The following is a 12,692-nucleotide window of genomic DNA, read 5'->3' as shown; positions in this document are numbered from 1 at the left end:
GCCGCCGCCGTCCCGTCAGGGAGCCAGCTGCTTGCCGAGGGAGCGGGCCGCGAGTCCGCTGACCAGCAGGAGCACGCCGCCAACCAGTGCGAACACGCCGGTGAGGATCATCACGACGGACAGGGACGTCTGCGGGTTGAGCACCAGCAGCAGGCCGATCACCAGGTTGACCAGGCCGAACGCGAGGGCGACGAACCACGTCTGCTCGGCGCGCTTGTGCAGCACCACCGACCCGACCAGCCCGAACAGGCCGACGGCCAGGATCCACGCGGCGACCAGGTAGAACAGCACGAGCACGGTCGGCTTGGGCCAGACCATGACGACGACGCCGAGCCCGATCACGATCAGGCCGCCCAGGACCTGCCACCACATGACCCCCTTGGCGCGGTCCACGAACGCCTGCAGCAGGATCAGCACGCCGTCCAGGACCGCGAACACCCCGAACACCCAGGTGATCGCCGCGAGCGTCTCGAGCGGGTGGAACAGCATGAGCAGACCGAGCAGCAGCAGGACCACGCCGCGCAGGACCGGAAGCCACCACAGGGCGCGCAGCTCGCGGCCCGTCTCGTCGATCGTCGTCACGACGCCCTCCTCGAGTCACGGGGCCACGGCGGCCTCCTGAGCGCCACCGTAGCGCCCACCTGCCTAGACTCGCGGGTATGTCTGCGCGCAGGTCACCGGGGGCCGCGTCGGCGCCCTCGCCGGCGGCCGACGCCCACGTCGACGCCCACGTCGACCTGCCGGAGCTGGTGACCGCCCGCCAGGTGGTCGAGCCGCCCGACGAGGGTGAGACGCCCGAGCAGCAGCGCGAGCGCGCGGCCGCCGAGGCGGACCGGATCGTCGTCGACGACCAGCCGACCGTGCGCGTGCACCACCCGAGCGACCTCATCGGCGCGGTGATGTCCGGCCTCGGCATCGCGCTCGTCATGGTCCTGGCCACCTACGCGCAGCACACCACCACGGGTGTGGCCGAGGACGTGCAGGGGTTCGCGGCGCTGCTGCGGCGCATCCTGTTCGTCCCCGTGCAGGTGCTCGAGGGCGTGGTGACGCTCGCGGTCCCGATCGCGGTGGGCATCGAGCTCGCGGTGCGTCGCCTGGGCCGGCAGCTGATCGAGGCGCTGGTCGCCGCGGTGATCGCGGTGGTGCTGACCTGGCTCGCGATCGTGCTGGTGCAGGAGGTCGGCTCCGAGGCGCTGGTCCGCGGCATGTCCGTGCTGCTCAGCGGCACCTGGACGCTCACCATCCCGCCCTACGTCGCGATGCTCGCCGGCCTGCTCACGGTGAGCGGCCCGCGGTCCCGCCGCCGCACCGTCGCCTGGTCCTGGAACCTGCTCTGGGTCGCGATCGCCGTGCTGCTCGTGACCGCCGGCGTCTCGCTGCCGGGCCTCGCGGTGGCGCTGCTGATCGGGCGGCTGACCGGTCTGGGCGTCCGCTACGTCTCCGGCGCGCGCAGCGAGCGCGCCTACGGCGCCCGCCTGCTCGCCGGCATCCGCCGGGCGGGCTACGAGCCCGTCCGGCTGCGCCGCATCGACCCGGACCGGCCGGCGTCCGACGAGGCCGACGACGAGCCGGTGGCCGGCCCGACGAGCACCGCCAGCACCCTGGCCGACACGGTCGAGCACGCCGAGCGCGCCGACGGCGACGCCGCGTCCCGCGCCCTCGTGCGGTCCACCGGCTACCGCGCCTACGAGCTCTCCACCGAGGACGGCCAGCGGCTCGACCTCGTCGTGATCGACGGCGACCGCCAGGTCGTCGGCATGGTGTCGCGCGTCTGGCGCTCGATCCGGCTGCGCGGCCTCGAGGGACGCTCGGTGCAGTCGCTGCGGCAGACCGCCGAGCGCACCGCCCTGCTCGGGTACGCCGCGCGCTCCGCCGGGGTGCGGACGCCGGAGCTGCTGCGCGTCGCCGAGGTCGACGACTCGATGCTGCTGGTGCAGGCGCGCCCCGGCCGCGCGGTCCCGCTCAGCGACCTGCCCGACGACGTGCTCAGCGACGAGCTGCTGCGCGAGGTCTGGGCCCAGCTGCGCACGGCCCACGACGCGGGCATCGCCCACCGCGAGCTCTCGTCGGACACGATCCTGGTCGAGGACGTCGTGGGACGGCCGATGGTGTGGATCGTGGGCTGGGAGTCCGGCTACGTCGCCTCGTCGGAGCTGGCGCGGCGCATGGACCTGACCCAGCTCCTGGCGCTGCTCGCGCTGCGCGTCGGCGTGGACCGCGCGCTCCAGTCCGCCGCGCACTCGCTGTCCGACGACGACATCGCCGCGATCGGCCCGCTCCTGCAGGGCATCGCGCTGCCCGAGCTCACGCGCAGCCAGCTCCGCGGGCACAAGAAGGTCCTCGAGGACCTGCGCACCGCGATCGTCGCGCGCATCCCCGAGGCCGACGTCGAGCCGCAGCAGCTCGTCCGGTTCGGCGCCCGCACCGTCCTGACGATCATCGTGCCGATCGTCGCGATCCTGTTCGTCGTCACGCGCGTCAACATCGACGAGATCTCCGCAGCGCTGGCCTCGAGCGACTGGCGCTTCACGGTGCTCGCGTTCCTGCTCGGGATGCTCACCCTGGTCGGGGCGAGCCTGGCCCTCATGGCGTTCTCGCCCGTGCGCCTCCCCGTCTGGCTCACGCACGTGGTGCAGGCGGCCGCGAGCTTCGTCGCCCTGGCCGCGCCCGCCGGCATCGGGCCGGCGGCGCTGAACCTGCGGCTGCTGACCCGCCGCGGGGTGTCGACCACGCTCGCGGCCGCGACCGTCGCCATGGTCCAGGTGAGCCAGTTCGTCGTCACGATCCTGCTCCTGGTCGTGCTCTCGCTGGCCTCCGGCGGGCAGGAGTCCGAGCTCCCGATCTCACCGACCGTGCTGCTCGCCATCGCGCTGGTGGCCGCCGTCGTCGCCGCGTCGCTGCTGGTGCCGAAGGTGCGCCAGTGGGTGCTCGCGAAGATCCGGCCGACGCTGCGGCAGATCTGGCCGCGGCTGGTCGACATCCTGGGCCGGCCGTGGCGCCTCGTCGTCGCCGTGACCGGCAACCTGGTCATGACGCTCGGGTACGTGCTCGCGTTCGACGCGTGCCTCGCCGCGTTCGGCCAGGAGGCGAGCCTCATCCAGGTCGCGATCGTCTACCTGGCGGGCAACACCGCCGGGGCGCTGGTCCCGACGCCGGGCGGCATGGGCGCCATCGAGGTGGCGCTGGCCGCCTCGCTGACGGCCGTGACCGGCATCAACCCTGGTGTCGCGACCTCCATCGCGGTGCTGTTCCGCGTCGTCACGTTCTGGGTGCGCATCCCCATCGGCTGGGTCGCGATGCGCTACCTGCAGCGCACCGGCGAGCTCTGACCGGACCGGGTCGGCAGGTCGCAGAGCGGCGGTCGCGGCGGGCCGGACGAGCCCGCCCAGCCGGACACGGCGCGGCGGCAGAGCAGGGCACGGACGCAGGACGGGCCGGTCACCGTGAGGTGACCGGCCCGTCCCGACGAGCGGAAGGCTCAGGCGAGCGCCTTCGCCTTGAGCTGCTCGAACTCCGCCTGGTTGATGGCGCCCGAGTCCAGGAGCGCCTTCGCGTCGGCGATGTGGTCCGCAGGCGACTTGCCCGCGACCTCGCGGATGTAGGTGTCCGTGTCCGCCTTCGCCTGCTGGACCGCGGCGACCTGGCGCTCCGCCATGCCCCGGCCGCGCGCGATCACGTAGATCAGGGCGGTGAGGAAGGGCAGGAGGATCAGGCCGACGATCCAGGCCGCCTTGCCCCAGCCGCCGAGGTCGCGGTCACGGAACAGGTCGCCCAGGATCTGGAAGAGGATGATCAGGTAGGCGAAGAAGAGGAACCACCAGAGCAGAACGAGTACCCAGTGCCAGAAGTCCATGTCGGTGCGTGACCTTTCGACCAAGTGCAGCCCGCGCCGTGCGGGTATCGCCCCTGACGCTAGTCCACCTGGGCACCTGCAGGAATGCACCACACCCGCACGATCTGCCTCTGGCAACCGTCGCCGCGCGACGGCGAGGGGCTCAGACGACGGACGCCGGTGCGCGGCTGCGCACCGGCGTCCGGTGATGTCGTGGAGCGGCCCGCGTGGCGGGCCGGTCGGTCAGGCGGCCGCGCGCTCGCGCTGCGCGGGGATGCGGTCCAGCACACCCTGCCGGGCCGCGAGGGCCGCCCACGCCTGAGCACGGGCCAGGGGGGAGGTGGCGGGGGTGGAGGCCGACGACTCTGCGGGGAACCCGGTCTGGTCCATGGGTCTTCCTGTCCTGTTCGGTAGCCCGGCTGACCAGTCGTGGGTCCCGTGGCTTTGCGTCCCCTCCTCGCGGAGGGTTTGCCGTTTCGCTGACAACCCAGACAGTAGTTCAGGTTGTTACCTGGGCCAAGTGCCCAGAACCACCCAAATACGCCCACGACCCAGAATCACCCGTTCGGAGCAACGCGTCGGACGGGCGGCGGACAGCCTCCCGTGATACGCACCCGGTACCGGTTCCACGCCGGTCATCGCTCCCGCCCACGCTCAGTCCTCGCCGAGCACTCGGTCCACGCCGAGCACTCAGTCCACGGCGAGCACTCGGTCCACGGCGAGCACTCAGTCCGCGTCGAGCCACACGTGCGCCGGGGGCAGCAGCGACTCGAGCTCGGGCCAGAGCGCGGCGGGGACGGGCCGTGCCGCCGCCTCGACGGTCGACGCGACGCGCGCCGGCCGGCTCATCCCGACGATGGTCGACGCGACCCGCTCGTCGCGCAGCGAGAACTGCAGGGCCGCGGTCGCGATGTCCGTCCCGTACGCCGCGCACGCCTCACGCATCCGGGCGACGGACTCGAGCACCTCCCGCGGCGCGGGACGGTAGCCGTACGTCGTCGGGCCGCCCTGCTGGGCGCCCAGGATCCCGCCGCCGAAGACCGCGGCGTTGAGCACGCCCATCCCCCGCCGCCGCGCCTCCTCGATCAGCGGGCCGGCCGAGCGGTCCAGCAGCGTCCACCGGTTGTGCACCAGCAGCACGTCGAACACGCCGAGGTCCAGGTACCGCGCGATCTCCTGGACGCGGCCGCCCGCGAGGCCGATCCGGCCGACGGCACCCTGCTCCCGGAGCTCGACCAGCGTGGCGACGGCGCCGCCCGGTGCCGTCAGCTCGTCGAAGTCGTGCCACTCCGGGTCGTGCAGGTGGACCAGCGGCAGCTCGTCCAGCCCCAGCCGCTCCCGGGACTCCGCGACCGACGCGCGCACGCGCTCACCCGAGTAGTCGCTCCCCCGCGGGTCGACCTTGGTCGCGACGACGAGGTCGGCCGGCTTGCCCCCCGCGAGCCGGAGCGCGGCACCGATGCGACGCTCGCTCTCGCCGTCCGAGTAGCCGTTCGAGGTGTCCACGAACCGGATCGGCGAGTCGAGCGCGGCCAGCACCGTCGCGACGCCCTCGTCGGCCGGGACGTCGCGCCCGAACAGGTCCGGCATGCTGCCGAGCGGACCGCCGCCGAGCGCGACGGCCGAGACCCGCAGGTCCGTGCCCGGCAGCGGGCGGATCCAGCCGGGCTCACCGGGCGCGTACGGGGCAGTGCTCACGAGGACCTCCTACGGGTGCTGCACGACGAAGCCGACGGTCGATCCTGCGTCCCGCGGGGCCGCGGCTCAACCCCGGGCCACCGCCGGGTCCTCGAGGAACCGGGTGAGGAGCGGTCCCGCCGTGGTCGAGCCGTACTCGCCCTCGTCGACGAACACCGCCACGGCCAGGTCGCCCTGCACCGCGATCATCCACACGTGGTTGCGCAGGTCCTCCTGCGGCCCGAACTGCGCAGTGCCCGTCTTGGCCAGCACGTCCGCGCCCGGGACGTCCTGCAGGAAGGACGCCCCGCCGTCGGTGACCACGGCCCGCATCAGGTCCCGGAGCTGCGCGGCCTCGTCCGCGGCGAGCGGCACGAGGGGCCGGGGCTCGTCGGTCCCCGTCGACGCGTCGTCGCTCCCGTCCTCGTCGGGCGAGGTCTCCGTGGAACCCGCCGAACCGTCGGTCGCCGTGTCGCCGTCCTCGTCGGCCGGCGGGTCCACGACGAGCACGGGGGTCACCGTGCGCCCGGCGGCGACCGAGGCGGCGACGGTCGCCATCCCGAGCGGCGAGGCGAGCACGCGGCCCTGGCCGATCATCGTCGCCGCGTGGTCGGTCCCGTCGGAGTCGCTCGGCACGGTGCCCAGGAACGACGAGAAGCCGAGCGACTCCGCCGGCATGAGCCCCAGCGACCCCGCCGCGTCGACCAGGGCGTCCTGCGGCGCCGCTGCCCGCTGCCCGATGAAGGCCGTGTTGCAGGAGTTCGCGAACGCCGTGCGCAGGGGCACCTCGCCGAGCGCGTCCGCGGGGTAGTCGGGGAAGTTGTCGAACTGCCGGCCGTCCACGACGACCGACGGGGGGCAGCTGACGGTCGACGCCGGACCCAGGCCCGAGCGCAGCAGCGCGAGCGTGCTGACGACCTTGAACGTCGAACCCGGCGCGTACTGGCCCAGCGTCGCCGTGGACAGGCCCTCGCCGCCCGGGCCGCTGGCCGCGGCGAGCACCTCGCCCGTGGAGGGCCGCACCGCGACGAGCGCCGAGGCGGGGGCGACGTCCGCGAGGACGTCCTCGGCGGCGGACTGCAGGTCCACGTCGAGCGTCGTGCGCAGGTCCTGCCCCGCGACCGGGTCGATCGTCATGAGCTCGCGGTCACCGTCGTCGCTGCGCGCGGCGACGGTCAGTCCCGGCGTGCCGCGGAGCACCGCGTCGTACTGGCGCTGCAGCCCCGACAGGCCGGCGAGGTCACCCGCCGCGACGGCGCCGCCCGACTTCTCGATGATCTCCGCGGTCGCGGTGCCGACCGTCCCGAGCACCGGGCGGGCGAAGTCGCGCGTCGGCGCCAGGGGCAGCTCGTCGGCGACCGCGAGGACGCCGGGCAGCCGGCTCAGCCGGTCGACGTCGTACTCGTCGTCGGTGTCCCGCACGACGATGGCCTCGACGAACGCCTTGTCCCCCGCGGAGGCGACGCGCTCGGCGTAGGCGTCCGCGTCCAGCTCGAGCGCGGCGGCGAGCCCGCGCGCCGCCGCGTCCTGGTCGGCGGCCGTCACGCGCGTCTTGTCGATCCCGATGCGGTGCACGGGCCGCGCCTCGACGATCACCTCGTCGTCGGCGCCCAGGACCTCGGCCCGCGGCGCGGCCTCGCGGGTCACGACGAGCGCCTCGTCCGCCGTCAGGTCCGGCGCCAGGATCGCGGGGGTCCAGGCGGTGCGCCACACGTCCTCGTCGTCGCGCTGCAGGTGCGCCGTCGTCGCGTACGTCCACGGCTCGGCGCCGCCGGGGCCGTCCAGGTCCCATGCGAAGTCGAGCGTGGCGGTCGCGCTCGCGTCGTCGGCCGCGTCGACGCGCGCGTCACGGAGCGTGACGGCGGGCGTGACCGCGGCGAGCGCCTCGAAAGCGGAGGCCAGGCCGTCCTGCGCCTGCGCCGGCGTCGTCCCCGCCACGAGGTCGACCTCGCTGAGGTCCCCTGCGGCCAGCCCCGCCGCGAGCGCCTCCGCCGCGTCCTGCGGGCCGGGCGGCTCCGACGTGCAGCCGGTCAGCGCCCCGAGGACCACGCCGAGCGTCACCGCGCCCCCGACGACGACGCGCCTCCCGCCGCTCGGCCGGCCCGCCGGACCGCCGAGCGACCACCGGACCGGACGCAGCGCAGCCATGGAGCCCCCTCCTGTCGCCGCGCCGCGGACGGGTCCCGCCGTCGTCGGCCGGACCTGGGGCGCGCGCCGCCCGTGGACCGGGCGTGACCGCCGGCGTCGCAGGGCCCGTACGGGCCCGCGCGACCGTGCGGCCTCCGGCACTCTACCGGCGGGGTCCGACAGCCCGTCGTGTCGATTTCCCGCGGCGCCGCGCGTCATGCTCGTGACAGCGAGATCCGAAGCGAATCCGACTTCGAGACCGACCAGCGCGAGGAGACGACCGTGCCCCGTTACCTGCTCATCGTGGACTTCCAGTCCGGCGCCGACCCGACCCCCATGGACGAGTGGACGCCCGACGAGGTCGACGCGCACCTGGCGTACTACCGCCGCCTGAACGACGAGCTGACGGCGTCCGGCGAGCTCGTGGGCGGCGAGATCCTGGCCGGCCCGGACGTCGCGCACGTCGTCCGCTCGAGCGGTGCGGGCTCGACCACCGTGACCGAGGGACCGTTCGCGGAGTTCAGCGAGTGGGTCGCCGGCTTCCAGGTGGTCGACGTCGCGTCGCAGGAGCGCGCGCTCGAGATCGCAGCGCTGGTCTCCGCCGTGCCGGGCCGCGGCGGCGTCCCCACCGGCCAGCCGATCCAGGTCCGCGAGGTCGTCGGCGCGCCCCCGAGCGACGCCGCCACGATGTCCGACTGGCTCACCGACGCCGACCGCACCTGAGCCCGGACCCGTGGCGACCTTCACCCCGGGTGCGCGGCACGATCCGCGCACCCGGGGCGTTGTGCCCGGTATGCCGACGACGACCTCGCCCACCGGACCGCCGCTGCTCGACCTGCCCTCCGCCGTCCCGACGCTCGACGCCCAGGCCGAGCGCCTGATCGAGCTCGGGGTCGCCGACCTCGCGGGCCTCGCGCACGACCAGGTGCGCGCAGCGGCGGCCGGCGCGGGCTCGTCGGGCCTCCTGGTCGTCGCCCCCTCGCTCGCCCCCGTGTCCGCGCTCGCGCCCCTGCTGCGCCGCGGTGACCGCCCGGGGTTCGTCGTCACGGACATGACGGACGTCGACGACTTCGCGCCGATCGCCGGCCTCGCGGTCCCGGAGTCGCCGCTGTACGTGATCGCCCCGCCCGACCGTGGCGACGACCTCGCGAGCTGGTCGCCCGACGAGGCCCTGCCCGAGCTCGAGCACCGCGGTCGCTCGCCGCTCACGCTCGCCGAGGGCGTGCACTGGCTCCTCCAGGTGCCCGGGGCGCTCGACCGCAACCACTGCTTCATGACGATCGGCTCACGTCGGCGCAAGGCCGACGGCCGGCTCGACGCCCGCACGCCCGCGCTGTGGATCTCGAACGGCACGGGCCGCGACGGCCGCGAGCGCCGGGACGCGCCCAAGGTCGGCTGGTGCTGGGCGGGCAACCGCCACACGTGGCTGGGCTTCGCGTCGACGACCTCCCGCCGGGCCTCGTAGCGCGGCGTTCCGCGGCGGCCCGCGCCGGCTACGGCCGCGGCGAGGGCAGCAGGCCGGTCGCGGGCGAGCGGTCCGTCAGGCAGTACGCCAGACCGGCGGGGTCCTCCATGACGGTCCACCCCGGGCCGGCGCCCACCACGCGCGCACCGGCGGCGACGTGCGCCCGCTCGACGGCGGGCCGCGCCGTCGTCGCGAGGTCCAGGTGCGCGGAGACCTCGCGCCGCGGGTCCTCGCCCAGCCGCTGGAGCATGAGCCGCAGCGGCATCCCTGCCGGCCGCTCGAGCACGACGAACTCGCTGCGGCTCCCGGTGCGCGCCGCCCAGCCGGTGAGTGCCGACCAGAACGCGACCTCCGCGTCGAACAGGCCCGCGGGGACGTCGAGGCAGAGCTGGTCGACCAGCGCGGACGCCGGCTCGTCGGGCTCCCGCACCGGGCCGTCCACCCGCACGGGCGACGGCCGGCGCGCGTGGCCGGCGTCCCGGACCAGGCAGAACACGTAGCCGCCGGGCGAGGACAGGACCACGTGGGTGCCCGCGTCGTGCTCGAGCCCGGCACCGAGCGCGAGCGCGCGGACCAGGCCGGCGCGCACCGCCGCGTCGTCACCGACGTGCAGGTCCAGGTGCACCCGCGGGCCGGCCTCGAACCGCTGCACGCGCAGGAAGTCGTCGCCGTCGGGCGCCAGCAGGGTCGCGAAGTCGTCGTGCTCGCCCCGCCACGGCGACAGGCCGCTGGCCGTGACCTGCCGCCAGAAGGTGAGGTCCGGGTCGAGCGCCGCGCACGGGAGGTCCAGCATCGCGGTGGTCCAGCTGATCGCCATGGGCGCACCGTAGCCCGCGCCGCGCCGTCGGGTCAGCGGGGGCCCTCGATCGTCAGGCGGACGGCGACGGTGTCGCCGAGCTCGATGCCCTCCGCGCGGCGCACGGCGTCCTTCACGGGCACGACGAAGCCGCCGTCCTTGGGGAAGAGCGACGTGGTGAACCGCGTGCCGCCGATCCGCACCTGCGCGGGGATCACCCCCCAGCCGTAGGTGACCAGGTTCTTGACCGCCTCGATCTCCGCGGCCTCCGGCCCGGGCACGGTGACGAAGTGGAACGGCGACGGGCCGCGCCAGTGCCAGACCTCGCCGGAGAAGGACAGCTCCATGGGGTCCAGCATGACGCGGCCCACCGACAGGCGCGCCGGTGCGCCGGGCTCAGACCCGGACGACGACCTTCCCACGCACGTGGCCGGTCTGGCTCGCCTCGTGCGCCGCGGCGGCGTCCGCGAGGTCGAAGACCTGCGCGACGTCGACCGTGACGCGGCCGGAGTCGATGACCGTCGCGAGCTCGGCGAGGTCGGACGCGCTCGGGCGCACCCAGACGTAGTGGCCGCCGAGCTCGTCCCGTGCGGCCGCGTCGACGATCGACGCGACGGTGCCGCCGTCCGCCAGGACGGCACGCGTCGTGGCGACCAGGTCGTCGGAGCCGTAGTCCAGGACGACGTCCACGCCGGCCGGCGCGAGCGCACGCACGCGCTCGACGAGACCCTCGCCGTAGGCCACCGGCTCCGCCCCGAGCCCGCGCAGGTACTCGTGGTTGCCCGACGACGCCGTGCCGATCACGCGCGCGCCGCGGGCCACCGCGAGCTGCACGGCGAACTGCCCCACGCCCCCGGCCGCCGCGTGCACCAGCACGGTCTGGCCGGCGCGGACCCCCGCGCGCTCGAGCGACTGGAACGCGGTCAGCCCCGCCAGGGGCACCGCCGCGGCCTCCTCGAACGAGAGCGACGCCGGCTTGCGCGCGAGGGTGCGCACGGGCGCCGCGACCAGCTCCGCGAAGGTCCCGCCCTGGACCCAGTCCTTGCGCACGTAGCCGTAGACCTCGTCGCCCACCTGCAGCTCGGGCGTGTCCAGCCCGACCTTCTCGACGACACCCGCGACGTCCCAGCCCGGGACCACGGGGAAGGTGGTGTCCATGAGCCCGTCGAGGTACCCGGCGCGGACCTTCCAGTCCACGGGGTTCACCGACGCGGCCCGGACGCGGACCAGGACGGAGTCGGGGCCGACCTTGGGGGTGGGCAGGTCGGTGAGCTGCAGGACGTCGCTGCCGCCGTAGCGGTCGTAGGTGATGGCTCGCATCTCTGGCGCAACGGCGAGCGCGCGGAGGTTCTTCCCCTACGCTCCGGCGCGTGGACTGGCTGAGCGACACCTGGGCGGACGTGACGACGGCGAACCCCGTCCCGGAGACGTGGGTGGTGGTCGCCGCGGCGGCTGCGGTGCTCGTCGTGCTCGTCGTCCCGTGGCTGTGGCACGTGGCCCGGCACGCGCTGACGATCGTGCACGAGGCCGGGCACGCGGGCGTGGCGCTCCTGGTCGGCCGCACGGTGTCGGGGATCCGCGTCCACTCGGACACGTCGGGGCTGACGCTGTCGCGCGGGCGGCCGCGCGGGCCGGGGATGATCGCGACGGCGTTCGCGGGGTACCCCGCCCCGACGGTGGTCGGCGTCGGGGCGGCCTGGCTGCTGGCCCACGGGTACGACCTGGCGCTGCTGTGGTCGCTGCTCGTGCTCGTCGTGCTGGTCCTGGTCTCCATCCGGAACTGGTACGGCCTGTGGGCCGTCCTGGTGAGCCTCGCGGCGCTCGTCGCGGTGACCGTCTGGGGCACGCCCGCGGTGCAGGCCGGGTTCGCGTACGTGGTCACCTGGTTCTTCCTGCTCGGCGCCCCGCGCGCGGTGGTCGAGATGCAGTCGGCACGACGAGCCGACCGCCGACGCGGGCGCCGCGACACCTCCGACGCGGGGCTGCTCGGCGGCCTCACGCACACGCCCGGCGGGTTGTGGGTGGCGGTGCTGGGCCTGGTCACGCTCGCCGGCCTCGCGCTGGGCGCCGCGTGGCTCGTCGGGCTGCAGGTGTAGCGGACGAGCGCGGATGATGAGGGCATGACGCTCAGCGGACGGTTGCTCGTGGCCACGCCGCTCCTGCTCGACCCGAACTTCCACCGCACGGTGGTCCTGCTGCTCGACCACAACGACGAGGGCGCGTTCGGCGTGGTCCTCAACCGCCCCCTGCCGGTGGACGTCGACTCGGTGCTGCCGGGCTGGGAGGACGTCGTCAGCGTCCCGGGTGGGCTGTTCCAGGGCGGGCCGGTCGGGCTCGACGGCGCGATCGGCGTCGCGGTCACGCCCGACGAGGGCGTGCCGGTGGTCGACCGCTTCACCGGCGAGTTCGGGCTCGTCGACCTGGACGCGGACCCGAGCGACCTGGTCGGGCGGTTCACCGGGCTGCGGATCTTCGCCGGGCACGCGGGCTGGGGCGGCGGGCAGCTCGAGGCGGAGATCGAGGAGGGCTCGTGGTTCGTCGTGCCCTCGGTGCCGGACGACGCGTTCACGGCCGCACCGGACACGCTCTGGAGCCGCGTGCTGCGCCGCCAGGGCGGTGACCTGGCGATGCTCGCGCACTACCCGCCGGACGTGCACCTCAACTGACGTAAACGATTCGGGTGCTCCCGGTGTCGAAGCGCTTCGATTAGCGTCGCGCGTGCCGCGCCGCCCTCCCGGGGCCCGGCTCCCCCGCCGCGGCCTCCCCGGCGGGGTCACACCACGCCACGAAGGAGT

Annotated in this window: 13 protein-coding genes and 1 riboswitch; of the genes, 5 read left to right on the top strand and 8 right to left on the bottom strand. The window is 74.8% G+C overall.

Going from position 1 to position 12,692, the window contains the following annotated elements; genetic code table 11:
• Positions 1 to 15: 15 nt before the first annotated feature.
• Entirely contained in the window at positions 16 to 582 is a 567-nt protein-coding gene (locus KIN34_RS04710) for an HdeD family acid-resistance protein (protein WP_214347407.1), read from the bottom strand.
• A gap of 77 nt (positions 583 to 659) precedes the next feature.
• On the opposite strand from KIN34_RS04710, the gene KIN34_RS04705 reads away from it, so the two are divergent.
• Positions 660 to 3,329, top strand: coding sequence for a lysylphosphatidylglycerol synthase transmembrane domain-containing protein (locus tag KIN34_RS04705; protein ID WP_214347405.1), 2,670 nt, complete (start codon positions 660 to 662; stop codon positions 3,327 to 3,329).
• A gap of 149 nt (positions 3,330 to 3,478) precedes the next feature.
• On the opposite strand, the gene KIN34_RS04700 is transcribed toward KIN34_RS04705, so the two are convergent.
• From KIN34_RS04700 to KIN34_RS04685, 4 genes are all read right to left on the bottom strand, one after another.
• Positions 3,479 to 3,853: an SHOCT domain-containing protein gene (locus KIN34_RS04700; RefSeq protein WP_214347403.1), complete on the bottom strand. Its 375-nt coding sequence runs from the start codon at positions 3,851 to 3,853 to the stop codon at positions 3,479 to 3,481.
• A 222-nt stretch (positions 3,854 to 4,075) separates the two neighbouring features.
• On the bottom strand, positions 4,076 to 4,222 hold the full coding sequence (locus KIN34_RS04695) for a hypothetical protein (RefSeq protein WP_214347401.1): 147 nt from the start codon (positions 4,220 to 4,222) through the stop codon (positions 4,076 to 4,078).
• Positions 4,223 to 4,238: 16 nt separating this feature from the next.
• Positions 4,239 to 4,315, bottom strand: a riboswitch (cyclic di-GMP riboswitch).
• Between the two features lie 243 nt (positions 4,316 to 4,558).
• Complete coding sequence (locus KIN34_RS04690) at positions 4,559 to 5,530, bottom strand: aldo/keto reductase (RefSeq protein WP_214347399.1); 972 nt, start codon at positions 5,528 to 5,530, stop codon at positions 4,559 to 4,561.
• Positions 5,531 to 5,596: 66 nt separating this feature from the next.
• On the bottom strand, positions 5,597 to 7,657 hold the full coding sequence (locus tag KIN34_RS04685) for a penicillin-binding transpeptidase domain-containing protein (protein ID WP_214347395.1): 2,061 nt from the start codon (positions 7,655 to 7,657) through the stop codon (positions 5,597 to 5,599).
• A gap of 261 nt (positions 7,658 to 7,918) precedes the next feature.
• Here KIN34_RS04685 and KIN34_RS04680 point away from each other — a divergent pair, with 261 nt between their 5' ends.
• Both KIN34_RS04680 and KIN34_RS04675 read left to right on the top strand, forming a co-directional pair.
• Entirely contained in the window at positions 7,919 to 8,359 is a 441-nt protein-coding gene (locus KIN34_RS04680; RefSeq protein ID WP_214347392.1) for a YciI family protein, read from the top strand.
• A gap of 70 nt (positions 8,360 to 8,429) precedes the next feature.
• Complete coding sequence (locus KIN34_RS04675) at positions 8,430 to 9,101, top strand: DUF5701 family protein (protein WP_214347388.1); 672 nt, start codon at positions 8,430 to 8,432, stop codon at positions 9,099 to 9,101.
• A gap of 28 nt (positions 9,102 to 9,129) precedes the next feature.
• On the opposite strand, the gene KIN34_RS04670 is transcribed toward KIN34_RS04675, so the two are convergent.
• From KIN34_RS04670 to KIN34_RS04660, 3 genes are read right to left on the bottom strand one after another with little or no spacing between them, the layout of a single operon-like run.
• Positions 9,130 to 9,918 carry a VOC family protein gene (locus KIN34_RS04670; RefSeq protein ID WP_214347385.1) on the bottom strand — a complete coding sequence of 263 codons (789 nt, stop codon included), beginning with the start codon at positions 9,916 to 9,918 and terminating at the stop codon, positions 9,130 to 9,132.
• 32 nt (positions 9,919 to 9,950) lie between these two features.
• On the bottom strand, positions 9,951 to 10,244 hold the full coding sequence (locus tag KIN34_RS04665) for a DUF1905 domain-containing protein (protein ID WP_214347373.1): 294 nt from the start codon (positions 10,242 to 10,244) through the stop codon (positions 9,951 to 9,953).
• 49 nt (positions 10,245 to 10,293) lie between these two features.
• A complete protein-coding gene (locus tag KIN34_RS04660) occupies positions 10,294 to 11,217 on the bottom strand; it encodes an NADP-dependent oxidoreductase (protein WP_214347360.1) in 924 nt (307 codons plus the stop codon).
• A gap of 50 nt (positions 11,218 to 11,267) precedes the next feature.
• Between KIN34_RS04660 and KIN34_RS04655 the strand changes: the two genes are divergently transcribed.
• Together KIN34_RS04655 and KIN34_RS04650 are read left to right on the top strand one after the other, a co-directional pair.
• The gene (locus KIN34_RS04655; RefSeq protein ID WP_214347358.1) at positions 11,268 to 11,993 is read left to right on the top strand and encodes a M50 family metallopeptidase; all 726 of its coding nucleotides are present in this window, start codon (positions 11,268 to 11,270) and stop codon (positions 11,991 to 11,993) included.
• A 24-nt stretch (positions 11,994 to 12,017) separates the two neighbouring features.
• A complete protein-coding gene (locus tag KIN34_RS04650; protein ID WP_214347355.1) occupies positions 12,018 to 12,563 on the top strand; it encodes a YqgE/AlgH family protein in 546 nt (181 codons plus the stop codon).
• The last annotated feature ends 129 nt before the right edge of the window (positions 12,564 to 12,692 follow it).

This window comes from Cellulomonas fulva (assembly GCF_018531375.1).
Classification (GTDB): domain Bacteria; phylum Actinomycetota; class Actinomycetes; order Actinomycetales; family Cellulomonadaceae; genus Cellulomonas; species Cellulomonas fulva.
Note: the sequence above shows the minus strand (reverse complement) of the source record. Positions and strands in the feature narration are given on the sequence as shown.